Genomic DNA, 23,945 nt, shown 5'->3' with positions numbered 1-23,945 from the left:
ATGAGCGAAATCGCCTTCGGGTCCGACAAGAGCGAGCTGATCTCCTTCCGCATCGGCGAGCAGGAGTTCTGCGTCGACATCATGGCCGTGCGCGAGATCCGCGGCTGGACGCCGGCGACGCCGGTGCCGCATTCGCCGACCTATGTGCGCGGAGTCATCAACCTGCGCGGCGCGGTGCTGCCGGTCATCGACCTGGCCGCCCGCCTCGGCCTCGGCGTCGCCGAGGCCACCGCCCGCCACGTCATCATCGTCGTGCAGATCGGCCGCCGGCAGATGGGCCTGCTGGTCGACGCCGTCTGCGACATCCTGTCGACCGCCGACCACGCCGTGCAGAAGACGCCGGACGTGGCCAGCGACTCCACCACGCAATTCGTCCGTGGTCTGATCGCGATGGAGGGCCGCATGATCAGCCTGATCGATCTCGCCTGCGTCCTCGACGAGCGGGAGGCCGAAGCCGCATGACGTCGGTCGGTCGGGGCAATTCGGCGCAGCCCGCCAGCGCCGAGCGGGAGTTCGTCTTCACCCCCGACGACTTCCGCGTGATCGCCGCCGTGCTGCACGGCGACGCCGGCATCTATCTGCCCGAGACCAAGGCGACCCTGGTCTATTCGCGGCTGGCCAAACGCCTGCGCCTGCTGGGGCTGTCGAGCTTCAACGACTATTGCGCCCTGATCCAGGACGAGGCCGGCGTCGACGAGCGCCAGGCCATGCTGGCGGCGCTGACCACCAACGTCACCCGCTTCTTCCGCGAGCCGCACCATTTCGACCACCTGCGCGAGCGGGTGCTGCCCGACCTCGTGGCCCGCGCCCGGGCCGGCGGGCGGGTGCGGCTGTGGTCGTCGGCCTGCTCCAGCGGCCAGGAGCCCTATTCCATGGCCCTGACCCTGCTGGCGGCCATGCCCGACGCGGCCCAGCACGACGTCAAGATCCTGGCCACCGACATCGACCCCAACGTCGTCGCCGTGGCGCGCGAGGGGGCCTATCGCCGCGACCTGCTGGAGGCGGTGCCGTCCTCGGACCGCTCGCGCCTCAAGCGCGCGCCGGAGCTGGGCGACGACGTCTGGCGCTTCTCGGACGAGGTGCGCGACCTCATCGCCTTCCGCGAGCTGAACCTGGTGCGGCCCTGGCCGATGAACGGCCGCTTCGACGTGATCTTCTGCCGCAACGTGGTGATCTATTTCGACGAACCGACCCAGGAGACGGTCTGGCGGCGGTTCATCGACATCATGACCCCGCAGGCCCGGCTCTATATCGGCCATTCCGAGCGCGTCACCGGCGACGACGGCCGGCTGGTCAGCGACGGCCTGACCGTCTACCGGCTGAAGGGAGCGGCCCGATGAGCCGGATCGGCGTCCTCGTCGTCGACGATTCGGCCACCATGCGCGGCGTGATCAGCGCCGCCCTGCGCCGCGACCCCGACATCGAGGTCCTGGGCGGGGCGGGCGATCCGCTGGAGGCGCGCGAGGCGATCAAGCGGCTCAATCCCGACGTCGTCACCCTCGACGTCGAGATGCCGAACATGAGCGGCATCGAGTTCCTGGAAAAGATCATGCGCCTGCGCCCGACGCCGGTGATCATGATCTCGACCCTGACCCAGGCCGGCGCCGAGACCACCATCGAGGCCCTGGAGCTGGGCGCGGTCGAATGCGTGGCCAAGCCCGGCCCGGGCGTCAGCGCCGCCGAGGCCTTCGCCGACCTGCCGGAAAAGGTGAAGGTCGCCGCCCGCTCGCGCCTGCGCCCGCTGGAAGGCCCGCGGACCGCCGCCCGGCCGGCGGCGCGCGAGGGTTTTCGCCCCAACGGCGCCCTGGTGGCCATCGGCTCGTCCACCGGTGGGGTCGAGGCCCTGCTGCAGGTGCTGTCGATCTTCCCGGACAACTGTCCGCCCACGGTCATCACCCAGCACATGCCGGCGACCTTCACCAAGAGCTTCGCCCGGCGGCTGGACAGCGCCTGCGCCGCCCACGTGGAAGAAGCCAGCGACGGCGCCCCCCTGGAGGTCGGCCGCATCTATCTGGCCCCCGGCGGCGACCGCCACCTGGCGGTGGAGCGGGCCGACGGCCTGCGCTGCCGCCTGCTCGAGGGCCCGCCGGTCAACGGCCATTCCCCCTCGGTCGACGTGCTGTTCGGCTCGGTGGCGACGACCATGGGGGCCAAGGCCCTGGGCGTCATCCTGACCGGCATGGGCCGCGACGGGGCCAGGGGACTTCTGGCCATGCGCGAGGCCGGCGCGCGATCGCTCGGCCAGGACGAGGCCAGCAGCGTGGTCTACGGCATGCCGCGCGCGGCTTTCGAACTCGGCGCCGTCGAGCGCCAAGCCTCACTTTCACGACTGGGCGGACTGATCCTGGACGCCTGCGCAGCTCATTAGGGACGACATAAGATGCCCGCCGCCTCATCCATCCGCGCCCTCGTCGTCGACGACCAGCTGACCATGCGCGCCCTGGTCCGCGCCGGCCTGCAGCAGATCGGCATGACCGACATCCGCGAGGCGGCCGACGGCGAAGCCGGGCTGCGGGTGCTGCTCGAAAAGCCGGCGCACCTGGTGGTCACCGACTTCAACATGCCCAAGCTCGACGGGCTGGGCCTGCTGCGCGCCATCCGCTCGCACCCGCCGCTGCGGACGACGGCGGTGATCATGCTCACCGGCCGCGCCGACGCCGAGCTGGTGCAGCGGGCGGTGCAGTACGGGGTCAACAACTACCTGGTGAAGCCGTTCACCGTGGCCACCCTGAAAGAGAAGATCGAAGCGGTCTTCGGGCAGCTGACATGAACCTGGGCCCGTCCCAGTCCTTCGCCGCCGGACGCGAGCGCACCGTCCACGTCGGGCAGGGCGAGTTCGAGGTCTCGGACGACCCCAACGTGGTGATGACCACGGTGCTGGGCTCGTGCGTGGCCGCCTGCATCCGCGACCCGGCCGCCGGGCTGGGCGGGATCAACCACTTCCTGCTGCCCGACCGCGAGGGCGGGTTCGAGGGCGAAGAGGCCCGGCGCTACGGCGTGCACGCCATGGAGATGCTGATCAACAGGCTGCTCCAGGCCGGCGCGCGGCGCGACCGCCTGGAGGCCAAGCTGTTCGGCGGGGCCTGCCTGTTCCAGCGGCTCAAGAACATCGGCGCGGACAATGCCGCCTTCGCCACCCGCTTCCTCGGCGCCGAAGGCATTCCCGTGCGCGGCGGCGACCTCGGCGGCGAGCGCGCCCGCCGCATCCGCTACTGGCCGGCCACCGGCCAGGCCTTCCAGCGGCTGCTCGATCCGTCGGAAGACCAAATCTTCATTCGGGAGCAACGTTCAGCGGTCAAAGCTCCCGTGGACCAAGGCGATCTGGAGTTGTTCTGATGGGCGAAGCCGCCGTGAAGACCGCGCCCATGGCGCAACCGGCGGCCCACACCCTGGCCGGGGCGCTGGTCGGCGTGGCCGACGAACTGCAAAGACTGGCGGGCGAAGGCGCGCGCCTGGAATCGACCTGCGCCCGCCTGGCCGGGCTGGCCGGACTGGACGAACGGGCGATGGAGGAGCTCCAGGCCCTCGACCGCGTCACCCAGCACCTGGCGGCGCTGGCCCGCTATGTCGGCGTGCTGTCGGACGAGCCGGCCGCCGCCCATGAGGTCGACCTGACGGCGGCGCTGCGCGCGGTGCCGCTGGCCGCCCTGGCTCGCAGCCTGGAGAAGGCCGAACCTCACGCCGGCGCCCTGGGCGACGCCGGCGACTTCGAATTGTTCTGATTTCGAGTTGTTCTAGGGGAGCCCCATGAGCGCGTCGAACTCGTCTGTCCGGCCGAGCCTGAAGGTCGACCTGTCGCGCAGCCGCGCGCTGATCGTCGACGACAGCCCCGATCACCGCGGACTGATTTCACGCATCCTCTCCAGCTTCGGCCTCAACCGCCAGGAAAAGCGCGACAGCCTCGCCTCGGCCAAGGAGGCGATCTACCTGCAGGAATTCGACCTGATGCTGGTCGAGGCGGCGATCAACGGCGCCGACGGCTTCGAGTTCGTGCGCTGGCTCCGCCGTTTCGCCCCGGAGCCCAACCGCTACTGCCCGGTGCTGATGGTCACCTCGGCCACCCAGCGCGACCGCGTGGCCGAGGCCCGCGACGCCGGCGCCAACTTCGTGGTGGCCAAGCCGGTGACGCCGGGCGTGCTGATGGAGCGCATCGTCTGGGTCGGCAAGGACCAGCGCCACTTCGTCGAGACCAACAGCTACGCCGGTCCCGACCGGCGCTTCCAGCACTTCGGACCGCCCGTCGGCACCAAGGGGCGCCGCAAGGACGACCTCGCGCCCGAGATCGGCGCCGCCTCCGAACCCAACATGTCGCAAGGCCAGATCGACATGCTGATCAAACCCATGAAGGTCAATCTATGAGCGACGCCCGCATCTTCGCCGTCTCCAATCCGCTGGCGGACGCGGTCGACGTCCGCTTCGGCCTGGAGGTCTCCTCCGCCCTCGGCCGCGCCGGCGCGGCGATGGAGGCGGCCAAACCCGGCATCATGAAGGCCATCGACGCCTCGATCGACGAGATCGAGGCGCTGTGCAAGGCCGACCCCGCGCCGCTGGACCGCATCTTCCAGCTGTCGAACGGCGTGCTGGGCCTGGCCGGCGCCTACGGCCTGGAACCGCTGTCGCGCTGCGCGGGACTGTTCTGCGACGCCCTGGATTCGATGCGCGGCGACGGGCGCTGGCGAGCCGACGCGGTGAAGATCTACGTGCGGACGCTGCGCGCCCTCGGCGACCGCTCGGACGGCGCCGTCGTCGACACCGACGTGCTCAAATCGCTGGAGGTGATGAACCAGCGGCTGGCGTCACCCGGCTAGGCCGCCTCGCCGGGCCCTTCGTCGGCGACCGCGACCAGCAGCCGCTCCAGCGCCTGCGCCCTGAATTCCTGCAGCCGCGCGGTCTCGCCGAGCCGGACCCGGGTCTCCTCAAGGATCGCGGCCACCGCCGCGCTGCCCCGCAGGTCGTCGATGGCCACCAGCGCGGCCTCCTCGGCCAGGGCGGTGTCGATCGCCGCGCGGGTCTCCTGCGACATCGCCGCCAGCGCGGCCAGGGTGGCGCGGCCGAAGCCGAGCGCGCACCGCACGTCGATATCGATCATGTCGAGCCGGGCGCGCAGTTCGTCGCCCTGCCGCGAAGGATTGCTGTTCAAGAAAGACACCGTCCGACGACGCTCGAAGATCGGCGAGCACGCGGCCGGCGTCATCGGCGCGTGTCGAAAGCAAAGCCAAGCGATGAAGAACTGGCGCGCGGATAAGGGAAACCAGCACGGGTGTCAAGAATTAATGTGCAAATGCACAAATTGCATTTGCGCAAGCTGCACCTGCACCTTGTGCATCTGCAAGAAACATGGCTCTTAGCGAAACGTTAACCGCGTTCGGGGGGATGCATGCCTGCGCAGGCGGAAGTGGAGATGGCCGTCGTCCAGGCCGCGCCGGCCGTCCCGGAGGACAGCCGGCAGGAGTATTTCTTCTATTTGCTGTTCCAGGCGGTGCGCCGTCGCGATCTGGCCTTCGGCGAGGTGCTGGAGGAGATCGATCTCAGCCTGCCCAAGTGGCGGGCTATCCTGACCATCCAGCGCATTCCCTGCTGCTCGATGGGCGAGCTGTCGGCCTACACCACCGTCGACCGCACCACCCTGACGCGGACTGTCGACCAGCTGGTGGCCGAGGGGCTGGTCCAGCGCGTCGCCACGCCGAACGACCGCCGGCAGGTGCATCTGGTGCTGACCGATCTCGGCGCGGAGGCCTACCAGGCCGCCGTCGCGCGGCTGCGGCGCTTCAACGACCAGGCCCTTCGCGGCGTCGCCGACGACGACGTGCTGCGGCTGTGCGAGGTGGTCCAGACCGTGGTGCGCAACCTGCACGAGGACCCCGACTGGGCCGAAAGCGTCATCCGCTTCGCCCGCGCCTCCGACGCCTAGAACTGCAGCTCGGGCTGGCCGGCGCCGGCGTAGGCGGTCTCCGGCAGGTGGCAGGTGAAGGTGGCGCCCTGCCCCGGCTCGCTCTCCAGCGCCACCCAGCCGCCGTGCAGCTCGACCAGGGCCTTGACCAGGGCGAGGCCGAGGCCGGGGCCGCCCCGCTCGCGGCCGACGAAGCGGTCGAAGATGTGGGCCTGGACGTGGAAGGGGATGCCGCGCCCGGTGTCGCTGACCTGGATCTGCACCTCGCTCATCGCCCGGCGGGCGCTGATGCGCACCGTTCCGCCGGCCGGGGTCTGGAACAGGGCGTTCTCCATCAGATGGTCGAGGGTCTGGCCCAGCCGGCGCCGGTCGGCCCGGATGACCCCCGCGGCCTCGTCCACCTCGACCTCGACCGCCACCTCGACCTCGGCCGCCCGGCGCGCGAACCGCTCGGCCGTCTCGGTCAGCAGGGCGTCGACCGGCACGTCGCCAAGGTCCAGCGCCATCTCGCCGGCGTCGATCTGGGCCATGTCGAGCACGTTGTCGATCGACCGGGCCAGCTGGGTCGCGGCGGCGCGCACCGAGGCCACGTGCCCGCGCGCCCGCTCGGGCAGGGCGGCGCCGGCATGGTCGAGCAGCTCGGAATAGCCGATGATCGTGGTCAGCGGCGTGCGCAGTTCGTAGGAGACGTTGCCGACGAAGTCGCGCTTCAGCCGCTCGGCCTCGTCCAGCGCCGCCGAACGGTCGGCCAGGGCTTTCTCCAGGCGGCGGGTGTCGGTGACGTCGGCGAAGGCGATCAGGGTGGCGCCGTCCGGCAGCGGCCGCGACTGGTAGGCGATGATGCGGTCGTCGCTGGTGCGGGCCTCGCCGCCGATGGCCACCCGCGCCTGCGGGTCGGGGTCGCCCACCCGCGCCTTGAGGTCGCGCCAGAACGCCATGTCGTGCAGGCGCGGCACGCACAGCTCGGCCACGCCGTCGAAGTCGCCCGCGTCGTCCAGCGCCGCCGCCGAGACGTTCCAGAACCGCTCGAACGCCTCGTTGTGCAGGCGAAGCCGCCCGTCCGATCCGAACACGGCGACAGCGTCGTTCAGCTTGTCCAGCGTCGCCTGCTGCACCTGGATCAGGGCGTTGTACTGGGCCTTGAGCCGCACCTCGCCGGTGATGTCCGAGAACAGCAGCAGCAGGCCGCCCAGGGGGTGCGGCTGTCGCACCACCCGCAGGGTGCGGCCGTCCGGCGTGGTCCACAGGTCGTCTGGGGCCGGGCCCAGGGCCTCGTAATGGGCCAGCTCGCCCGCCTTCCAGCGGGCGTAGTCGGCGGTCTCGGGCAGGCGGCGCCGCTGGCGCAGGCGGTCGAGCACCTCGCCGTGGGTCGGCTGCTCGGCCAGCCAGGCCGGCTCCAGGCCCCAGAGGTCGGCGAAGGCGGTGTTGTGGAAGGCCAGGCGCCGGCCCTGGCTGAAGATCGCCACCGCGTCGGCGATGTGGTTCAGGGTCTCGTCGTGGGCGCTGACATGGCGCTTGTGGGCCTCGCGCAGCTCCTCGGCGTCGGTGACGTCGAGGGCGAAGGCGCCCACCCCGCCGCCGGCCAGCGGCGCGGCGGCGACGTTGAAGGCCCGGCGCTGGCCCTTGACCGGGGCCCAGCGCAGGCTCTCGCGCCGCTCGCCCAGGTTGGCGGCCTCGGCGATCACCGCGTCGGCCCCGCGGTCGAAGGCAAGGCCCCGGGCCGCGGCGTCCGCCAGGCTCTCGGCCTCGGCGGCGTCGAGCCAGGCGCTGTTGGCCCACAGCAGCGCGCCGCCCGCGCCGCTGATCCAGGCCGGCGACGGCAGGCTGTCGATGAAGGCGGCGAAACGGGCGGCGGTGGGCAGGCCGGCGTCGGCCGAGGCCAGGGCGGTCAGGCGCAGCCAGGCGAAGGCCCCGGCGGCGCGCCCCTCGACGCTGATCAGGCCGGCCGGCCCGCGCGCCTCGAAGGTGCAGGGCTCGCCCGCGTCGAACAGGGTCTTCAGCCGGCGGCCATGCTCGGGATCGGCGCGCATCAGGGCGTGCACCACGACGGCGGGCTCAGGCTCGACGCCGAGCATCCGCGCGCAGGCCGCCAGGGCGTCCTCGCCCGAGGCCAGGGCGGCGCGGCCGTCCTCGACCGTCAGCAGGGCGCTGTCGAAGGCTTCGGCCGAGGCCGAGGCCGCCTCGGCGCGGCCTTCCACCGCGTCCAGCCGGGCCTGCAGCGCCGCCACGCGCGCGTCGGAGCGGCGGCGCTGGGCCAGGGCGGCCAGCGTCGCGGAGACGGCCAACAGCACCGCGCCCACGGCGGCGGCCAGAACAAGGTCGTTTAAGCCCATGGCCCCAAGGATAGCGCTTCAAACCGGCGAGCCGCCGCGTCGGCGAATCACCATCCGCCACCATAGGCCCAGGCGCGACGGCTGGCGAATGCGGCGGCGGCGCGACGATCAAACCGGTTGGATCGTGTCGAGATTGGGTCAGAATGCGGGGTCATGGCCGCCGTCCGCTATCCCGTCGCCCGCAACGCCGACGAGGCGCTGTCCAAGCCCCTGGGCCGCGCCGCCCGGGAAAGCGAGGCCCGCGACCTCGCCGGCGTGGCGGTGGAGTTCGTCAGCGAGGCCGCCGGAAGCGCCTATGTCGACCGCGAGGCGGCGCTGGACGCCTTCGCCGGGCGGGTCGACGACGAGCGCCCCGGCCGTGCTCCGGTCGCGCCCGAGGACCGCTTCTGCCAGCTGCGCGAGACGGTCGAACGGCGGCGGGGCCGCACGCCGGTCCGCGGCCAGGCCCGGCCGACCTTCGCCGAGGGGCGGCGCTGGCCGCCTCCCGCTCCGCCGCCGCCGACGGCCTGGCGGCTGTCGGTCAGCTACTGGCGCGTCGTCGACCCCGGCCGGCGCGCCGGGCTGGCCCAGGCGCGGCGGGCGCGGCGCTCGCCCCAGGCCGGCGATCTCGACCGCGAAACGGTGAAGGCCCTGGCCGACCAGCCCCTGCTGCCGGTGCGCCCGCAACAGCCGTTGGACGTCGGCCTGTTCGAGGTTCGCCCGCCCGAGGCGCCGCACATCTTGATGCCGGACGAATGATCCGGCCTTATCGCCCGATCATGACCCAGTCCTCCCCCGCCGCCTGGACCGGCGCCCGCGCGCCCAGCCTGGACGACTTCGCCGAACTGGCCGAGGCCGCCTTCGCCGCCCTGCCCGAGACCTTCCGCCGGCTGGCCGGCGAGGTGCAGTTCCGGGTCAGCGACTTCGCCGAGGAGGCCGTCCTCGACAGCCTGGGGATCGAGGACGCCTTCGAGCTGACCGGCCTCTATCACGGCGTCGACCTTTCCCGCCGCTCGGTGTTCGACCCCGCGCCGTCGGCCTCGATGGTGTTCCTCTATCGCCGGCCGATCCTCGACGAATGGGCCGAGCGCGGCGACGTGGCCCTGGACGAGCTGATCGCCCACGTGCTGGTGCACGAGATCGGCCATCATTTCGGCCTGTCCGACGACGACATCCACAACATCGAGGCCCAGGCGTGAACGGTCCGCATATCGACATCGAAGCCCTGCGCGAGGCCCTGGGCGACCGGCTGTTCGCCCGCGGCGAGGCCTATTTCGCCGACGGCCGCGTCGAGATCGTCGGCGTCGACGGCGACGTGGTCGTGGCCCACGTCAAGGGCGAGGAGGTCTATGCGGTCGAGTTCGCCGGCGGCGTCGCCGACAGCCGCTGCTCCTGCCCGGCCTTCGAGGACTGGGGCCTGTGCAAGCACCTGGCCGCCGTCGCCCTGACCGCCCGCGACCTGGACGCCGGCCGCGTGCAGGCCGCCCGCCACCGCCTCGCCCGGCTGCGCGAGGGGCTGGAGATCGAGGACAAGGACGGGCTGGTCGAGCTGCTGGTGCGCCTGGCCCGCCGCCATCCGGCGGTGCTGCGGGCGCTGGAGCAGGACGAGGCCTGACCCCGGCCGCAGGAAGGAGCCCGCCGATGACCGAATGCGTCGATCCCGAACGCGCGCAGTTCGAGGCCTTCAAGGCCCTGCCCCGCGACACGCCGATCCAGATGCTCAACCTGATCCGGCTGCGGCCCCTGGCGGCCTATCCGCCGGACCATCCCAATCACGGCCAGGGCCTGACCGGGCTGGAGGCCTACCGCGCCTATGGCCGCGAGACGGCGGCGCTGTTCGCCCGGCTGGGCGGGCGGCAGGTCTGGGCCGGACGGCCCGAGACGGTGGTCACCGGGCCGCCGGACGAGCGCTGGGACCTGGCCTTCATCGCCGAATATCCCAACGCCGGCGCCTTCCTGGCCATGGTGGTCGATCCGGCCTATCGCGAGCACGTCAAGCACCGCACGGCGGCGGTGGCCGATTCGCGCCTCGTCCGCCTGGCGCCGTTGACGCCGGGCGCGGGCTTCGGCGAATGAGGCCGCAACGCGCGGAGCGAAGGAACGGACGATGATCGAGCAACTGATCGAACGGGTGACGGCGGGGTCGAACCTGGGCCCGGATCAGGTCCGCGCGGCCCTGTCGGGGGCGCTCGGGCTGATCCAGAAACACGGCGACGGCGCCAAGGTGGCCGAGCTGTTCGACGCCGTTCCCGGCGCCGCCGGCTTGGCGGCCGAGGGCGCCCCGGCCCAGCAGGGCGGCGGGCTGCTCGGCGGCCTGATGAAGGGGTTCGGCGGCTCGGGCGGGGCGGCGATGTCGGACGCCATGGCCCTGGTGCAGAAGCTGGGCCGCGACGGCGTCCAGATGAGCGACCTGCAACAGGTGCTGCCGATCGCCCAGCAGTTCGTCGTCGAGAAGGTCGGCGAGGACAAGCTGGGCGAGGTGCTGCGCTCGATCCCCGGCGTCGGCGGCATGCTGGGCGGCAAGGCCTGACGCGCGGCCGCTCCCCTATTCCGCCGCCAGGGTCTTGGGCGCGGCCCGCGCGCCCCGCACCAGCCGTCCGGGCAGGGCCCCGGTCGGCTCGCCGTCGCGATAGGTGACCTGGCCGGCGACGATGGTGGCGGCGTAGCCGCTGGCCTTCTGGATCAGCCGTCGCCCGCCGGCCGGCAGGTCGTAGGCCACCTGCGGCGCATGCAGGGTCAGGTTGTCGTAGTCGATCAGGTTGAGGTCGGCGCGCAGACCGACCGCGACGCGGCCGCGATCGAGCAGGCCGACGGCGGCGGCGGTGTCGGCGGCCTGCATCCTGACCACCGCCTCCAGGGACAGCCTGGGCCCGCGCGTGCGGTCGCGCGTCCAATGGGTCAGCATCGAGGTCGGGAAGCTGCCGTCGGAGATCATGCCGACATGGGCGCCGCCGTCGCTGAGACCGGGAACGGTGTGAGCGTGGCTGAGCATGGCGAAGGACGGGTCGAGCGAGCCGTCGGCGTAGTTCAGGAACGGCAGGTAGATCATCCCCCGGCCGCCGCGTTCGAGCATGTGGTCGAGGGCGACGACCTCGGGCGCCAGGCCCCGGGCCGCCGCCAGGGCCGCCACGGTGAGGTCGGGCGTCGGCTCGTAGTCGGGCTGCTCGCCCATCAGGTACATCTCGCCCCAGGCGTTGAGCATGGCTCCGGCCAGCGGCGTTCCGGGCTCCGCCGTCTCGCCCAGCAGCCGGGCGCGGACGGCCGGGTCGCCCAGGCGGGCCGCCTTTTCGGCCAGGGACAGGCCCGCCATGTCGCGATAGGTCGGCCGGCCGCTGAACGGGTTGAGGGTCAGCTCCAGCCCGAACAGCACGCCGACGGCGCGGCCGCAGACCTGGGCCTTGATCGGCAGGCCGTCGGCGACGGCGGCCTCGACCCCGGCCAGCAGCGTCTTCCAGCCGTCGGGCGCGCGGCCGCTCTGGGCCAGGGTGAAGGACAGCGGCCGGCCCGAGGCCTCGACGATCCGCCGCAGCATGGCGAACTCGGCGACCGGGTCGGCGAAGTCGGACACCGCCTGCAGCACGCCGCGCCCCGCCGCCTTCAGGCCCAGGGCGACGCCGGTCAGCTCGTCCTCGCCGGCGGTCAGGGTCGGGGTCGGCCGGCCGTCGCTGGCGCGGTGGTTGAGCGTGCGCGAGGTCGAAAAGCCCAGGGCCCCGGCCTCGACCGCCCCGCGGGCGATTGCGGCCATGGCCGCGATGTCGGCTTCGGTCGCCGGCTCCCGGTCGACGCCGCGCTCGCCCATGACGAACACCCGCAGGGCCGCGTGCGGCAGCTGGGTCCCGATGTCGACGTCGAAGGCCCGCGCCTCCAGGGCGCCCAGATAGTCGGGAAAGCTCTCCCACCCCCAGGGCAGGCCCTCGGTCAGCACCGGGAAGGGGATGTCCTCGACCCCCTCCATCAGCCGCACCAGCCGGTCGCGGTCCTTGGGCGCGCAGGGGGCGAAGCCGACCCCGCAATTGCCGGTGACCACGGTGGTGACGCCATGCCAGGACGAAGGCTGCATGCGCGCGTCCCAGGTCGCCTGGCCGTCATAGTGGGTGTGGATGTCGACGAAACCCGGCGTGACGACCAGGCCGCGGGCGTCGATCTCCTCGACGCCGAAGCCGGCGATCCGGCCCACGGCGGCGATGCGCCCGTTCCGGACGGCGACGTCGGCCTCCCGCGCCGGGCCGCCGCTTCCGTCCACCAGCAGGCCGCCCCGGATCACCAGATCATAGGCCCGTTCCACCGGCCGCCTCCCGTCTATCTTATCGTTGATAATCAGCGTGCGCCCGCCGCCCGAAAACGGTCAAGCCCTTTACGTTCGCGGCAACTGGCGCGGTGGAGAAGTCTGGCTTAGGGTGCCGGTCCAATTTCAAACTACCGTTTGAGGAAACAACGCCTATGCGTGAAGCGGTCATCGTCTCCTACGCTCGGACGGGCCTGGCCAAGTCCGGCCGCGGCGGGTTCAACAACACCCACGGGGCGGCCATGGCCGGCCACGCCATCCAGCACGCCGTCGCCCGCGCCAAGATCGACGCGGCCGAGGTCGAGGACGTGGTGCTGGGCTGCGGCGGCCCCGAAGGCGCCACCGGCCACAACGTCGCCCGCAACGCCGCCATCTGGGCCGGCCTGCCGATCACCACCGCCGGGACCACCATCAACCGCTTCTGCTCGTCGGGCCTGCAGGCCATCGCCTCGGCCTCGCACTACGTGAAGAACGAAGGCGCGGCCGTCGCCGTCGGCGGCGGGGTCGAGTCGATCTCGCTGGTGCAGATGGGCGGCCACATGAACACCTTCCGCTTCACCGAAGAGAAGCTGATGAAGATCCGGCCGGACCTGTGGATGCCGATGATCGACACCGCCGACATCGTCGCCGAGCGCTATGGCGTCAGCCGCGAATACCAGGACGAATACGCCCTGCGCAGCCAGCAGCGCATCGCCGCCGCCCAGGCCGCCGGCCTGTTCAAGGACGAGATCGTCCCGATGCAGACCCAGATGAAGAAGGTCGACAAGGCGACCGGCCAGGAATCGATCGTCGACTACGTGGTCGACCGCGACGAGTGCAACCGCCCCGACACCACCCTGGAAGGCCTGGCCGGCCTGCAGCCGGTCAAGGGCCCGGGCAAGTTCGTCACCGCCGGCAACGCCTCGCAGCTGTCGGACGGCGCCGCCGCCGTGGTGGTGATGGAAGGCAAGGAGGCCGAGAAGCGCGGCCTCGAGCCGCTGGGCGTGTTCAAGGGCTTCGCCGTCGCCGGCTGCGCCCCCGACGAGATGGGCATCGGCCCGGTGTTCGCCGTGCCGCGCCTGCTCGAGCGTCATGGCCTCAAGGTCGAGGACATCGACCTTTGGGAGTTGAACGAGGCCTTCGCCTCGCAATGCCTCTACAGCCGCGACCGCCTGGGCATCGACCCGGAGAAGTTCAACGTCAACGGCGGCTCGATCGCCATCGGCCACCCCTACGGCATGACCGGCGCCCGCTGCACGGGCCACGTGCTGCTGGAAGGCAAGCGCCGCAAGGCCAAGCATGTGGTGGTGACCATGTGCATCGGCGGCGGCATGGGCGCGGCGGGCCTGTTCGAGGTCCTCTGAGCCAAATCCTGAGGACCGGCCGCCCGACGGCCGGTTGGCTTAACGACGCCGCCCGGTCCGCCGGGCGGCGTTTTTGTTTCGGTGGTGCTCAACCCTAGCGGCGTTAGGGTTCTACCGGGCAAGGTTAACCGACCGAGAGGAGACGATCGACCTGTGAAGAACTGATCCCCATCAGGTCGGCGATCTCTTCGGTTGTTATGTCCGGTCGTTCTCTTCGCAAATCCTGCGCCGTCCAGACTAAAGACAGTGACAGGGGATCGGTAAACCTAAAGGGCTTGCTCAGCGCCTGACCGACCTTCAGCACGCGCTCGTACGTGATGAAGTCCGAGGGCCAGCTGCATTCAGCTACTATTTTGTCGGCCGTCGACTGTTGCAACCGTCTGAAGAAATAATCGTCGAAAATGCGCTCTTCTTGGGCGACCACCCAGTTCTGCCCGCAGGTCGCGCACCTAAAAAGGTGGAGCCACCATTGCGGGGGGCCGTGATCGCAGACCCTTTCGAGGGTCGCGAAGACTCTGTCGTCAAGCCCGTCGAATCCCATCGGCACCACCGCCAAATCCGGCAACGTGACACATTCACATTTCAGCGAGGGGCGAAGAGCCATCGCGAGCTTCTCGCGGATGACGAACAGTTCACTCTGGTTGCGATAGTCGAACGATATGAGCTCGATGTAGAGTTCCTCTCCCAAATCTTCCTCTAGGTCCTCCTGAGCGTAGAGCCACGCTTCGAAGTCGTCTGAGAACATGTCCTGACGGGCGAAGCGCCAGAGGGTGGCTACGGCTGTACGGCTCATAACAAGCCGATATCACGAATGGGTTGCAGAGATCAGCCATGGGCTGAACAGCGCGCCAATCCGCGTTCGCGTCATTGAAACACACCAAACTGCAACTACATCAGTAGCGGTTGATGGATCTTCGACAATGGCTACGAGATTTCTTATCGGACTGGCGCTGGCGATCGGCCTGCTGGCCGGCGCGCTGGCGCCCGCGCCGCACCTGATCAAGCGCTCCACCTTGATGGACCTGGGCGAGGTCGCTCAGGCCGGCTCGAACACCTGACCTGGCGACGCCGTCACGGGCGGGCGCCTCGTGCGGCTTCGTTCGTCATGGCGGAGGCGTGGGTGGCGCAGCCCGACAGCGTGCGGCCTTCCAGGGTAAGCTCGGCCTTGAACGGATAGCGACGGTCGGACATGCCGTCCGAGCAGTCCGCCAAGCGAAGGGTCAGCGTCGCCGCAGGCTTGTCCAATGTCCACACCGCGCCGCCGTCCTTCAGCGCCGCACCGCCATTGGGCAGGTCGAGGTCGGGCTTGCCCGGCCGGCTGAGCGTCAGGCCGCCGGCCCGCACCTTCACCGCCCAGAACGGTTCGGCCCCCAGGGCGTTGAGATCCCCCGAGAAATCCGCCGCCGTCGGGACGCTGTTTCCGGCCTTGGGCGCGGGCGCGTCGGCCGGCGGGGTCAGCGGCCCTTCCTGGGAATCGGCGGGCCGGCGCCCGCAGCCGGCCAGCACGGCGCCGGCGAGGACCAGGACGACGAGGGCGGCGGCGGGACGCATGCGGGGCTCCGTTACGGCGAAGGCTGCAAGTCTAGCCGCCGCCCGCGCCCGCCTCGACGAAAAAGACGCCCCGCCGCTCTACCGCCCGAGGCGCTTGAGGACGTCGTCGCGATAGGTGCGGCTGGTCACCACCTCGGCGCCGCTCTCCAGGAGCAGCCGCCAGGAGCCGTCCGACAGCGGCCGGGCCTCGCGGACGCGGGCGAGATTGACCAGGGCCGAGCGGTGGACGCGGGCGAAGCGGCGCGGGTCGAGCTCCGCCTCCAGTCCCTGCAAGGTGGCGCGCAGCAAGCCCTCGCGCCCGTCCCAGCGCGCCACGACATAGTTGCCGGCGGCCTCGAAAGCCTCCACCGCCGCGACCTCGACCGGGACGCGGCGCGCGCCGGCCGTCACCATCAGACGCTCGGGCTGGCGCTCCGGCCCGGGCGAGGCCTGGGCGGTCCGCGCCTCGGCCAAGGCCGTCTCCAGGAGGGCGTTGCGGGCCCGCGCCTCGGCCGCCCGGCGATGGTGGACGGCGGCGAGGCCCACGGCCAGGATCGCGGTGTAGAGCAGGGCGCACACCGGCATGCGGGCGAGTATTCGGCCGGCGAGGTCGCCGCCGCCGGCGAAGGCCCGGTCGATCAGGCTGGCGACCACCGCCTCGGCCGGCATGACGACGAGGCCCGCCGCCAACGCCGCCGCCACGCCCCGCGCGCCGGCCCCGAACCGGCGCAGCGCCAGCCAGACGATCCCCGCCGCCGGCAGCCAGGCGGCGTAGATGGCCCCCTGCCAGAGCAGCGAGGCCGCGACGTCGACGGGCGCGCCGCGGCCGGCCGCCGACCGCCGGGCGAACCAGGCGGCGCACAGGGTGGTCGCCAGCCAGCTGTAGCCGGTGAACGCCCACACCCAGGCGGCCGTGGGCGCGGTCTTCAGTACGCCCTTCAGGCCGGCGACGAGGCCCGGCGACGGGCGGCCAGCATCGCCACCCAGATCACGGCCATCGGTTGGATCAACAGGGTCGGCCAGAGCTGGCTCCATGGGGTCGGCAGGACGGTGAGGAAATTGCCGGAGAAGGCGCTGACCACCGCGCCATAGGCGCTCAGCATCTTCACAAGATGCTCGTAGGTCCAGAGGTCCGGCGAGAACGGCCAGGCGGCCGGCCGCCAGAACCGCCAGAGATCCCAACCGCCATAGAGGAACGCGGCGTAGACCAGGGCGATGGTCGTCGCCCTCGGGCCGGCGGCGCGGCCGGTCAGCAGCAGGACCAGCACCCAGGCGCCGACCCCGACGACGGCCAGGGCGGCGGCCCAGTCGATCGCGGCCGCCCGCTGGCGCGGATCGAGGTCCGGCCGCTTGCGCCGCAGGACCCGCACGCCCGAGAACAGCGTGATCGTCGCCGTCGCCGACAGGGCGGCGAAATAGGCGTTGAAACGCAGCGCCGTCATCAGCCAGGCGGCGACCAGCAGCGCCCCCGTCAGCCCGACGAACAGGCGGCCGGCCAGCCGGTGCGGGCGCGAGCCCTTGCGCGTCAGGATCGGCGCGAGCCCGACGGCGACCGCCAGCAGGCCGCAGCCGATGTGCGACATCAGTATGGGATGGAAGAGCGCGGTCATGGCGGCGAGCCTCGCCGCATCGGCGACCGCCGCGCCAGCGGATTGGGTCCGGCGGCGGCGGGCTGGGACCAGGCGCGGCCCCTGGTCGGCGCCGACGCCGTTCGCCCCTCCCCGCTCGGGCGCGAAACGCTCTAGAATCCCGCGCCAAGATGAGTCGCCAGCCGCCCTTCGCCTTCTATGAGTTCTTCGCCGGCGGCGGCATGGCCCGCGCCGGGCTGGGAGCGGACTGGGCCTGCGCGTTCGCCAACGACTTCGACGCCGCCAAGGCGGCCGCCTATCGCCAGAACTGGGGCGGCGACGATCTGGCGGTCGGCGACGTCGGCGCATTGACCGCCGCCGACCTGCCCGGCCGGGCGGACCTGGCCTGGGCCTCCAGCCCCTGCCAGGACTTCAGCCTGGCCGGCGGCCGCGCCGGCCTGGGCGGCGGCAAGTCCTCGGCGTTCTGGGGATTCTGGCGGCTGATGGAGGCGCTGGACGGCCAGGGCCGCGCGCCGCACCTGATCGTCATCGAGAACGTCGTCGGCCTGCTCACCTCGCACGGCGGCGCCGATTTCACCGCCCTGGTCGCCGCCCTGGCCGGGCGGGGCTATCGGGTCGGGGCGCTGGAGATCGACGCCGCCGCCTTCCTGCCGCAGTCGCGGCCGCGGGTGTTCGTCGTCGCCGCGTTGGGCGCGCCGGCGGCGGACCGGGTCGGGGTCTCGCCGTTCCACACCCGCGCCGTGCGCGAGGCGTTCGAGCGGCTGCCCGCCGCCCTGAAGGCCGGCTGGGTCTGGTGGCGCACCGGGACCCCTGCCCGCCCCAACCGCGACCTGGCCGCCGTGCTCGACGACGACGCCGCGGCCGACTGGCATTCCCCGGACCAGACCGAACGGCTGCTGTCGCTGATGAACGAGGCGCACCGGGGCAAGCTGGCCGCCGCCGCCGCGCGCGGCGAACGCGTCGCCGGCGCCCTCTTCCGCCGCACCCGGGGCGGCGTTCAGCGGGCGGAGGTTCGTTTCGACGGCCTGGCCGGCTGCCTGCGCACGCCGCGCGGCGGCTCCTCGCGCCAGACCGTGGTGGTGGTCGAGGGCGACCGGGTGCGCACCCGCCTGCTCAGCGGCCGCGAGGGCGCGCGCATGATGGGCCTGCCGGAGACCTACCGCCTGCCGGCGCGGACGACGGCGGCGCTGCAACTGGTCGGCGACGGCGTCGCCGTTCCCGCCGTCCGCTTCCTGGCCGAACAGGTGCTGGAGCCGCTGCTGCGCGACGCCGTCCCGGCGGCGGCGGCCGAATAGCGCCAATCCCTAGCTTGCGGGCAGACAAAGCCCCGCCGCCTCGCCTAGACTGGGGGCCGAAGGGTCCTCGCTGAAGAGAAGCATCATGGCCGACGCCAAATCCGCAGCCAACTACGACGCCGCCCGCTACCAGCGCCAAGGCCGCGGCAAGATCTTCGATTCGGTGCTCGACCTGATCGGCGACACGCCGCTGGTGCGCCTGCCGCGCCTGTCGGCCGAGCTGAAGCCCAAGGGCGAGGTGGTCGCCAAGCTCGAATTCTTCAACCCGCTGTCCAGCGTCAAGGACCGCATCGGCGTGGCGATGATCGAGGCGCTGGAGGCCAAGGGCCTGCTCACGGAAGGCGCGACCATCGTCGAGCCGACCAGCGGCAACACCGGCATCGCCCTGGCCTTCGTCGCCGCCGCCAAGGGCTACAAGCTGATCCTGGTCATGCCCGAGAGCATGTCGATCGAGCGCCGCAAGATGCTGGTGCTGCTGGGCGCGACGCTGGAGCTGACCCCGGCCGAGAAGGGCATGCGCGGCGCCGTCGCCCGCGCCCAGGAGCTGCTGGAGGAGATTCCCGGCTCGGTGATGCCCCAGCAGTTCGAGAACGGCGCCAACCCGCTGATCCACCGCGTCTCCACCGCCGAGGAGATCTGGAACGACACCGAGGGCCGCGTCGACGCCGTGGTCTCGGGCGTCGGCACCGGCGGCACCATCACCGGCGTCGGCCAGGTGCTGAAGGCGCGCAAGCCGTCGGTGCAGATGGTCGCCGTCGAGCCGACGGACTCGGCCGTGCTGTCCGGCGGCGCGCCCGGCCCGCACAAGATTCAGGGCATCGGCGCCGGCTTCGTGCCGGCCATCCTCGACCGCGGCGTCATTGACGAGGTGATCCAGGTCAGCAACGACGACAGCTTCGCCATGGCCCGCAAGGCGGCCCGCATCGAGGGGCTGCCTGTCGGCATCTCGTCCGGCGCGGCCCTGACCGCCGCCTTCGAGCTGGCCGGGCGCGACTCCTACGCCGGCAAGCTGGTGGTGGCGGTGATCCCCAGCTTCGCCGAACGCTACCTGTCGACGGCGCTGTTCGAAGGGCTCTGAGGTCCGGCCGGCGTGAGCGACGTCTTCACGCCGGAAAAGCGTTCGGCGGTGATGCGCCGGGTCAAGGGACGCGACACCTCGCCCGAGCTGGTGGTGCGGCGGGCCCTGTGGCGGCTCGGCGCGCGCTTTCGCCTGCACCGGCGCGACCTGCCCGGATCGCCGGACGTGGTGTTGCCGGGGCGGCGGCTGGCCATCTTCGTGCACGGCTGTTTCTGGCATGGCCACGATTGCCCGCGCGGCGCCCGTGTCCCTAAGGCCAATCAGGACTACTGGCTGGCCAAGATCGGCCGCAACCGCGCCCGCGACGCGGCGGCCCTGGCCGCCCTGGGCGAGGCCGGCTGGCGGGCGGCGGTGCTGTGGGAATGCGAACTGAAGGACGCCGCGGCGCTGGAGACGCGCCTGCGCGCCCTGCTGGCCCCGCCCCCCTGAGGATCAGGCGGCCGCGGCGCCCTGGCCGTCGGCCGCCGCCGGCGCCAGCACCGCCTCCATGACGGCGTAGAGCTGCTGGGCGTCGATCGGCTTGACCACATGGCCGTTCATGCCGGCCGCCAGGCAATCGCCGAGTTCCCGTTCGGCCGCCGAGGCGGTGACCGCGACCACCGGAACGGACTGGTTCAGGCCGCCCCGCGCGCGCAGCCGCCGCGTGGCCTCGCGTCCGTCCAGGCCGGGCATGTTGAGGTCCATCAGCACCAGATCGAACGGTTGGCCGGCCAGCGCCTCCAGGGCGTCGGCCCCAGTCTCGGCCTCGACCAGCTCGGCCTCCAGCGGCGACAGGATCAGGCCGAGGGCCCGGCGGTTGATGGCGTGGTCGTCGACGACGAGGATGCGCAGCCGGGCCCGGGCGGGCGGCGGCGCGGCGGCAGGCTCCGCCTCGGCCTCGACCGCCGGGGCGGCGGCCGGCCGCAGCGGCAGCGACAGCAGGAAGCTGGCCCCAGAGCCCGGCGTGCTGGAGGCGACCAGATCGCCGCCCATCAGCCGGGCGAGCTGGCGGCTGATGGCCAGACCCAGGCCGGTGCCGCCGTGGGTGCGGGCGATGCTGGCGTCGCTCTGGTCGAACGGCGTGAACAGCCGCGCCATCTGGTCGTCGTCGAGGCCCGGGCCGGTGTCGCGCACCTGGCAGCGGACCTGCCCGTCCTGGGTCGACAGGGTCAGGGTGACCGAACCGGTCTCGGTGAACTTGATGGCGTTGGAGAACAGGTTGTTAAGGATCTGGCGCAGCCGGGTCGGGTCGCCCTCGACCCAGCGCGGCAGGCGGGCCGCGCCCTCCAGCCGCAGCTTGAGGCCTTTCTTGCCGGCCTCGACCGACCAGAATCGCACCGCCTGGCAGACCAGGGCGCGCTGGTCGTAGGCGATGGCCTCGGCCGTCATGCGGCCGGCCTCGAGCTTGGCCAGGTCCAGCAGGTCGTCGAGCAGGGTGCGCATCATCGCGCCTGCTTCGAGGATCAGGGCGGCGTTGGCGCGGCCCTGCGGGTCGGCCGCCTCGCGCTCCAGGGCGGCGGCGCCGGCCAGCATGGCGGTGATCGGCGTGCGCAGCTCGTGGCTGACCATGGCCACGAAGGCCGACTTGGCGGCGGTGGCGGCCTCGGCCTGGGCGGCGGCGGCCTGCTCCTTCTGCAGGGCCCGCGCCGACATCCGCCAGGTGAAGTAGCAGTTGAACACCAGGCCGGCCGCCACCACCAGGGCCAGGGGGCGCAGGGTGTTCGGCAGGCCGGGGTCGGCGAAGATCACCAGCAGCGAGCAAGCCGAATAGGGCGTGGTCGAGACCAGGAAAGCCAGGCGCGAGCCGCCGCTGATGACGATGAGGTTCAGCCCGGCCCCGGCCAGAAGATAGACGGCGATGGCCGGGCCGTAGCGGCTGTCGGCCATCCACAGCGGCAGGGCGACCGCCGCGCCGATGGTGGCCTGGATGAAGAGGATGTAGCAGATGGCCGCCATCCGCCAGCGGGCCGGCGCCCGCCACTTGGCCAGGCCGCTCGGGCGGAACAGCACGCCCTCAGCGCTCTGGGCCAGGGCGTAGACCGCCGCCCAGCCCCAGATCCAGGCGCTGTCGAGCAGCAGCGAGATGACCAGAGAGCCGAAGGCCGTGGTGACCAGACGGATCGGCAGGTGCTTGCGGCGCGCTTCTACGGCGCCGAGCAGTTCGCGATACCGATCGTCAAAGGTGGATTTCATCGCCGGGCCTAGGTCTTCGCCACCGTGCCTTGCTCCGAAAGCCCCTAAGATGACGTGAAAGCGTACGCGATTTCGCGCAGGACAAGAAAAAAGGGCCCGGTGCGCGAACACCGGGCCCCGATGGTTGCAGGCTGCGGGCGGGCCCTAGGCCGCCTTGGCCTTGGCGGCGAAGCGGCCGTAGAAGCTTTCGCCCTTGGCGGCCATGTCGCGCAGGATCTGCGGCGGGCTGAAGCGGGCGCCGTACTTCTGGGCCAGCTGGTCGCAGGTCTCGACGAACCGGGCCGCGCCGACGCCGTCGATCAGGCTGATCGGGCCGCCGGTCCAGGGCGCGAAGCCCCAGCCCAGGATGGCGCCGACATCGGCCTCGCGCGGGTCGGTGACCACGTTCTCCTCGAAACAGCGCGCCGCCTCGACCGCCTGGCGATAGAGCAGGCGGGTGCGGATCTCCTCGATCAGCGCCTGGTCGGCGTCGGCGGTCTTGACCGGGACCAGCTCCGACAGGCCCGGCCACAGGCGCTTGGCGCCCCCGTCGGTCGGGTAGTCGTAGAAGCCCTTGCCGTTCTTGCGGCCCAGGCGGCCGAGCTCGACGACCATCTTCTCGACCACCGGCGAGAACGGCCGCTCCTCGTACTTGTCGCCGAGGTCCTTCTTGGTCTGCTCGGTGATCTTGTAGGAGAGGTCGAGAGCGACGTCGTCGTTCATCTCCAGCGGCCCGCGGGGCATGCCGGTGGCGCGGCCGACATTGTCGATGATGGCGGGGGCGATGCCCTCGGCCAGCATCTCCAGGCCTTCCTGAACGAAGGTGCCGAAGCAGCGGCTGGTGTAGAAGCCGCGGCTGTCGTTGACCACGATCGGCGTCTTCTTGATCTTCAGGACGTAGTCGATCGACTTGGCCAGGGTCTCGGGGCTGGTCTCCTTGCCGAGAATGATCTCGACCAGGCCCATCTTGTCCACTGGCGAGAAGAAGTGGATGCCGATGAAGTTGGCCGGGCGGACGCTGGCCTTGGCCAGGCCGGTGATCGGCAGGGTCGAGGTGTTGGAGCCGAACACGGCGGTCTCGGCCAGCTGCGCCTCGGCCTTCTTGGTCACTTCGGCCTTGATGTCGCGGTTCTCGAACACCGCCTCGATCACCAGGTCCGAACCCTTGACCTGGTCATAGTCCGCAGTCGGATGGATCAGGGCCAGGATGGCGGCGCCCTTTTCGGCGGTCATCTTGCCGCGCTTGACGGCCTTGTCGACCAACCCTTGAGCGTAGCCCTTGCCCTTGTCGGCGGCTTCCTGGGTGGTGTCGATCAGGATGGTCTCGACCCCGGCCATGGCCTGAACATAGGCGATGCCCGCGCCCATCATGCCGGCGCCGATGACGGCGACCTTCTTGACGTCGTAATGCGGCACGCCGGCCGGGCGGCCCGAGCCCTTGCCCAGTTCCTGCATCGACAGGAACAGGGTGCGGATCATGCCCTTGGCCTGGGGCGAGGACATGGTCTTGACGAAGTAGCGGCTCTCGATGCGCAGGGCGGCGTCGATCGGCACCTGCAGGCCCTCGTAGACGGCCTTGAGGATGTTCATCTGGGCCGGATAGTTGCCATAGGTCTGCTTGCGCAGCATGGCGTTGCCCATGATGAACACCTGGGCGCCGCCCGGGGTGTAGGGACCGCCGCCGGGGATCTTGAAGTCCTTCTTGTCCCAGGGCGCGACCGGGTCGCCCTTGGTCTTGACCCAGGTCTTGGCGGCCTCGACCACCTGATCGGGGGCGACGACCTCGTGCACGACCTTGGCGGCCAGGGCCTCGGCCGGCTTCATCGACTTGCCTTCCAGCAGGTACGGCGCGGCGGCCATCACCCCCATCAGGCGCGGCAGGCGCTGGGTGCCGCCGGCGCCCGGCAGCAGGCCGACCTTGGCTTCGGGCAGGCCGAGCTGGACCTTGGGCGCGTCGGCGACGACGCGGTAGTGGCAGGCCAGGGTGATCTCCAGGCCGCCGCCGAGGGCGAGGCCGTTGATCGCCGCGGCGACCGGCTTGCCGCAGGTCTCCAGGGCGCGGAACGCCTTGTTGAGGGCGAAGGCCGCGTCGAAGGTGGCGCGCAGGGCGTCTTCCTTGGAACCGCCCGCCCCGCCGGGAGCCTGGGCGCCCAGCTCGCCGAGGTCGGCGCCGGCGCAGAAGCCGGTGGTCTTGCCCGAGGTGATCACCGCGCCCTTGATGGCGGCGTCGGTCTTGATGCGCTCGACCACCTCGCCGACCTCGCGGATCACCGAGGCGGTCAGGGTGTTCATCGTCCGGCCCGGCACGTCGAAGGTGACGAGGGCGACGCCGTCGGCGTCGACGTCGATCTTGAAGTTTTCCATGGTTCAGTTCCTCAAGTTTTGGCGGCCGTAATCCCTCACCCTCCCGTCCCCGCGGGCCGGGCACCGCCCTCTCCCGGCGGGAGAGGGGATGGAGCCGGCCTTCTCCCT

General features: G+C 71.5%; 28 protein-coding genes. 19 read left to right on the top strand and 9 right to left on the bottom strand.

All coding sequences use genetic code 11. The annotated features are described in order from the left end of the window. From C5708_RS07345 to C5708_RS07310, 8 genes are read left to right on the top strand one after another with little or no spacing between them, the layout of a single operon-like run. On the top strand, positions 1-462 hold the full coding sequence (locus C5708_RS07345) for a chemotaxis protein CheW (RefSeq protein WP_242919423.1): 462 nt from the start codon (positions 1-3) through the stop codon (positions 460-462). Continuing rightward, positions 459-1,340 carry a protein-glutamate O-methyltransferase gene (locus C5708_RS07340; protein ID WP_242919421.1) on the top strand — a complete coding sequence of 294 codons (882 nt, stop codon included), beginning with the start codon at positions 459-461 and terminating at the stop codon, positions 1,338-1,340. The genes C5708_RS07345 and C5708_RS07340 overlap by 4 nt, the downstream gene beginning before the upstream one ends. Then, the gene (locus C5708_RS07335; protein WP_242919419.1) at positions 1,337-2,368 is read left to right on the top strand and encodes a chemotaxis response regulator protein-glutamate methylesterase; all 1,032 of its coding nucleotides are present in this window, start codon (positions 1,337-1,339) and stop codon (positions 2,366-2,368) included. The genes C5708_RS07340 and C5708_RS07335 overlap by 4 nt, the downstream gene beginning before the upstream one ends. A 12-nt stretch (positions 2,369-2,380) precedes the next feature. After that, complete coding sequence (locus tag C5708_RS07330; RefSeq protein WP_242919417.1) at positions 2,381-2,770, top strand: response regulator; 390 nt, start codon at positions 2,381-2,383, stop codon at positions 2,768-2,770. After that, positions 2,767-3,336: a chemotaxis protein CheD gene (locus C5708_RS07325; RefSeq protein ID WP_347567001.1), complete on the top strand. Its 570-nt coding sequence runs from the start codon at positions 2,767-2,769 to the stop codon at positions 3,334-3,336. Before C5708_RS07330 ends, C5708_RS07325 begins: the two co-directional genes overlap by 4 nt. Beyond that, on the top strand, positions 3,336-3,722 hold the full coding sequence (locus C5708_RS07320; RefSeq protein WP_242919416.1) for a hypothetical protein: 387 nt from the start codon (positions 3,336-3,338) through the stop codon (positions 3,720-3,722). Before C5708_RS07325 ends, C5708_RS07320 begins: the two co-directional genes overlap by 1 nt. Positions 3,723-3,747: 25 nt before the next feature. Continuing rightward, the gene (locus C5708_RS07315) at positions 3,748-4,359 is read left to right on the top strand and encodes a response regulator (protein WP_242919414.1); all 612 of its coding nucleotides are present in this window, start codon (positions 3,748-3,750) and stop codon (positions 4,357-4,359) included. After that, positions 4,356-4,808 (top strand): hypothetical protein, encoded by a 453-nt coding sequence (locus C5708_RS07310; RefSeq protein WP_242919412.1) that lies wholly within the window; start codon positions 4,356-4,358, stop codon positions 4,806-4,808. Before C5708_RS07315 ends, C5708_RS07310 begins: the two co-directional genes overlap by 4 nt. Here C5708_RS07310 and C5708_RS07305 read toward each other — a convergent pair. Beyond that, positions 4,805-5,140, bottom strand: coding sequence for a hypothetical protein (locus tag C5708_RS07305; protein ID WP_242919410.1), 336 nt, complete (start codon positions 5,138-5,140; stop codon positions 4,805-4,807). The two genes, C5708_RS07310 and C5708_RS07305, sit on opposite strands and share 4 nt — an antisense overlap. A 237-nt stretch (positions 5,141-5,377) precedes the next feature. Here C5708_RS07305 and C5708_RS07300 point away from each other — a divergent pair, with 237 nt between their 5' ends. Continuing rightward, a complete protein-coding gene (locus C5708_RS07300; RefSeq protein ID WP_242919408.1) occupies positions 5,378-5,911 on the top strand; it encodes a MarR family transcriptional regulator in 534 nt (177 codons plus the stop codon). On the opposite strand, the gene C5708_RS07295 is transcribed toward C5708_RS07300, so the two are convergent. Then, a complete protein-coding gene (locus C5708_RS07295) occupies positions 5,908-8,223 on the bottom strand; it encodes a PAS domain-containing sensor histidine kinase (RefSeq protein ID WP_242919406.1) in 2,316 nt (771 codons plus the stop codon). The genes C5708_RS07300 and C5708_RS07295 overlap by 4 nt on opposite strands. 153 nt (positions 8,224-8,376) lie before the next feature. Here C5708_RS07295 and C5708_RS07290 point away from each other — a divergent pair, with 153 nt between their 5' ends. From C5708_RS07290 to C5708_RS07270, 5 genes are read left to right on the top strand one after another with little or no spacing between them, the layout of a single operon-like run. Next, the gene (locus C5708_RS07290; RefSeq protein WP_242919404.1) at positions 8,377-8,961 is read left to right on the top strand and encodes a hypothetical protein; all 585 of its coding nucleotides are present in this window, start codon (positions 8,377-8,379) and stop codon (positions 8,959-8,961) included. A gap of 20 nt (positions 8,962-8,981) precedes the next feature. Then, complete coding sequence (locus tag C5708_RS07285) at positions 8,982-9,401, top strand: metallopeptidase family protein (RefSeq protein ID WP_242919402.1); 420 nt, start codon at positions 8,982-8,984, stop codon at positions 9,399-9,401. After that, on the top strand, positions 9,398-9,817 hold the full coding sequence (locus C5708_RS07280; RefSeq protein ID WP_242919400.1) for an SWIM zinc finger family protein: 420 nt from the start codon (positions 9,398-9,400) through the stop codon (positions 9,815-9,817). Before C5708_RS07285 ends, C5708_RS07280 begins: the two co-directional genes overlap by 4 nt. A 26-nt stretch (positions 9,818-9,843) precedes the next feature. After that, positions 9,844-10,278: a DUF1330 domain-containing protein gene (locus C5708_RS07275; protein WP_242919398.1), complete on the top strand. Its 435-nt coding sequence runs from the start codon at positions 9,844-9,846 to the stop codon at positions 10,276-10,278. A gap of 31 nt (positions 10,279-10,309) precedes the next feature. After that, complete coding sequence (locus C5708_RS07270; RefSeq protein WP_242919396.1) at positions 10,310-10,732, top strand: hypothetical protein; 423 nt, start codon at positions 10,310-10,312, stop codon at positions 10,730-10,732. Positions 10,733-10,747: 15 nt separating this feature from the next. Here the strand turns inward: C5708_RS07270 and C5708_RS07265 are convergent, their stop codons facing one another. Next, complete coding sequence (locus C5708_RS07265; RefSeq protein ID WP_242919394.1) at positions 10,748-12,487, bottom strand: amidohydrolase family protein; 1,740 nt, start codon at positions 12,485-12,487, stop codon at positions 10,748-10,750. Positions 12,488-12,642: 155 nt separating this feature from the next. On the opposite strand from C5708_RS07265, the gene C5708_RS07260 reads away from it, so the two are divergent. Beyond that, positions 12,643-13,830, top strand: a complete 1,188-nt coding sequence (locus C5708_RS07260; protein ID WP_242919392.1) for an acetyl-CoA C-acyltransferase — start codon at positions 12,643-12,645, stop codon at positions 13,828-13,830. A 124-nt stretch (positions 13,831-13,954) separates the two neighbouring features. On the opposite strand, the gene C5708_RS07255 is transcribed toward C5708_RS07260, so the two are convergent. Continuing rightward, the gene (locus C5708_RS07255; protein ID WP_242919390.1) at positions 13,955-14,623 is read right to left on the bottom strand and encodes a hypothetical protein; all 669 of its coding nucleotides are present in this window, start codon (positions 14,621-14,623) and stop codon (positions 13,955-13,957) included. Between the two features lie 127 nt (positions 14,624-14,750). Between C5708_RS07255 and C5708_RS07250 the strand changes: the two genes are divergently transcribed. Then, positions 14,751-14,888: a hypothetical protein gene (locus C5708_RS07250; protein ID WP_242919388.1), complete on the top strand. Its 138-nt coding sequence runs from the start codon at positions 14,751-14,753 to the stop codon at positions 14,886-14,888. A gap of 13 nt (positions 14,889-14,901) precedes the next feature. Here C5708_RS07250 and C5708_RS07245 read toward each other — a convergent pair whose 3' ends face one another. From C5708_RS07245 to C5708_RS07235, 3 genes are all read right to left on the bottom strand, one after another. After that, entirely contained in the window at positions 14,902-15,381 is a 480-nt protein-coding gene (locus tag C5708_RS07245) for a hypothetical protein (protein WP_242919386.1), read from the bottom strand. Positions 15,382-15,459: 78 nt separating this feature from the next. After that, a complete protein-coding gene (locus C5708_RS07240) occupies positions 15,460-16,263 on the bottom strand; it encodes a LytTR family DNA-binding domain-containing protein (protein WP_242919384.1) in 804 nt (267 codons plus the stop codon). Between the two features lie 35 nt (positions 16,264-16,298). After that, on the bottom strand, positions 16,299-16,970 hold the full coding sequence (locus C5708_RS07235) for a hypothetical protein (RefSeq protein ID WP_242919382.1): 672 nt from the start codon (positions 16,968-16,970) through the stop codon (positions 16,299-16,301). A 149-nt stretch (positions 16,971-17,119) separates the two neighbouring features. Here C5708_RS07235 and C5708_RS07230 point away from each other — a divergent pair, with 149 nt between their 5' ends. From C5708_RS07230 to vsr, 3 genes are all read left to right on the top strand, one after another. After that, on the top strand, positions 17,120-18,244 hold the full coding sequence (locus tag C5708_RS07230) for a DNA cytosine methyltransferase (RefSeq protein WP_242919380.1): 1,125 nt from the start codon (positions 17,120-17,122) through the stop codon (positions 18,242-18,244). 85 nt (positions 18,245-18,329) lie between these two features. Further along, positions 18,330-19,322, top strand: coding sequence for a cysteine synthase A (gene cysK, locus C5708_RS07225; protein ID WP_242919378.1), 993 nt, complete (start codon positions 18,330-18,332; stop codon positions 19,320-19,322). Between the two features lie 12 nt (positions 19,323-19,334). Beyond that, positions 19,335-19,751 (top strand): DNA mismatch endonuclease Vsr, encoded by a 417-nt coding sequence (gene vsr, locus C5708_RS07220; RefSeq protein WP_242919376.1) that lies wholly within the window; start codon positions 19,335-19,337, stop codon positions 19,749-19,751. 3 nt (positions 19,752-19,754) lie between these two features. Here vsr and C5708_RS07215 read toward each other — a convergent pair whose 3' ends face one another. Both C5708_RS07215 and C5708_RS07210 read right to left on the bottom strand, forming a co-directional pair. Then, a complete protein-coding gene (locus C5708_RS07215; protein WP_242919374.1) occupies positions 19,755-21,494 on the bottom strand; it encodes an ATP-binding protein in 1,740 nt (579 codons plus the stop codon). Between the two features lie 144 nt (positions 21,495-21,638). Continuing rightward, entirely contained in the window at positions 21,639-23,837 is a 2,199-nt protein-coding gene (locus tag C5708_RS07210; protein WP_242919372.1) for a 3-hydroxyacyl-CoA dehydrogenase NAD-binding domain-containing protein, read from the bottom strand. Positions 23,838-23,945 lie beyond the last annotated feature (108 nt).

Origin of the sequence: Caulobacter sp. CCUG 60055 (assembly GCF_022750545.1) — a bacterium.
Lineage (GTDB): Bacteria > Pseudomonadota > Alphaproteobacteria > Caulobacterales > Caulobacteraceae > PUIC01.
The sequence above is the reverse complement of the archived record's forward strand: the minus strand, read 5'-3'. Positions and strand labels throughout refer to the sequence as shown.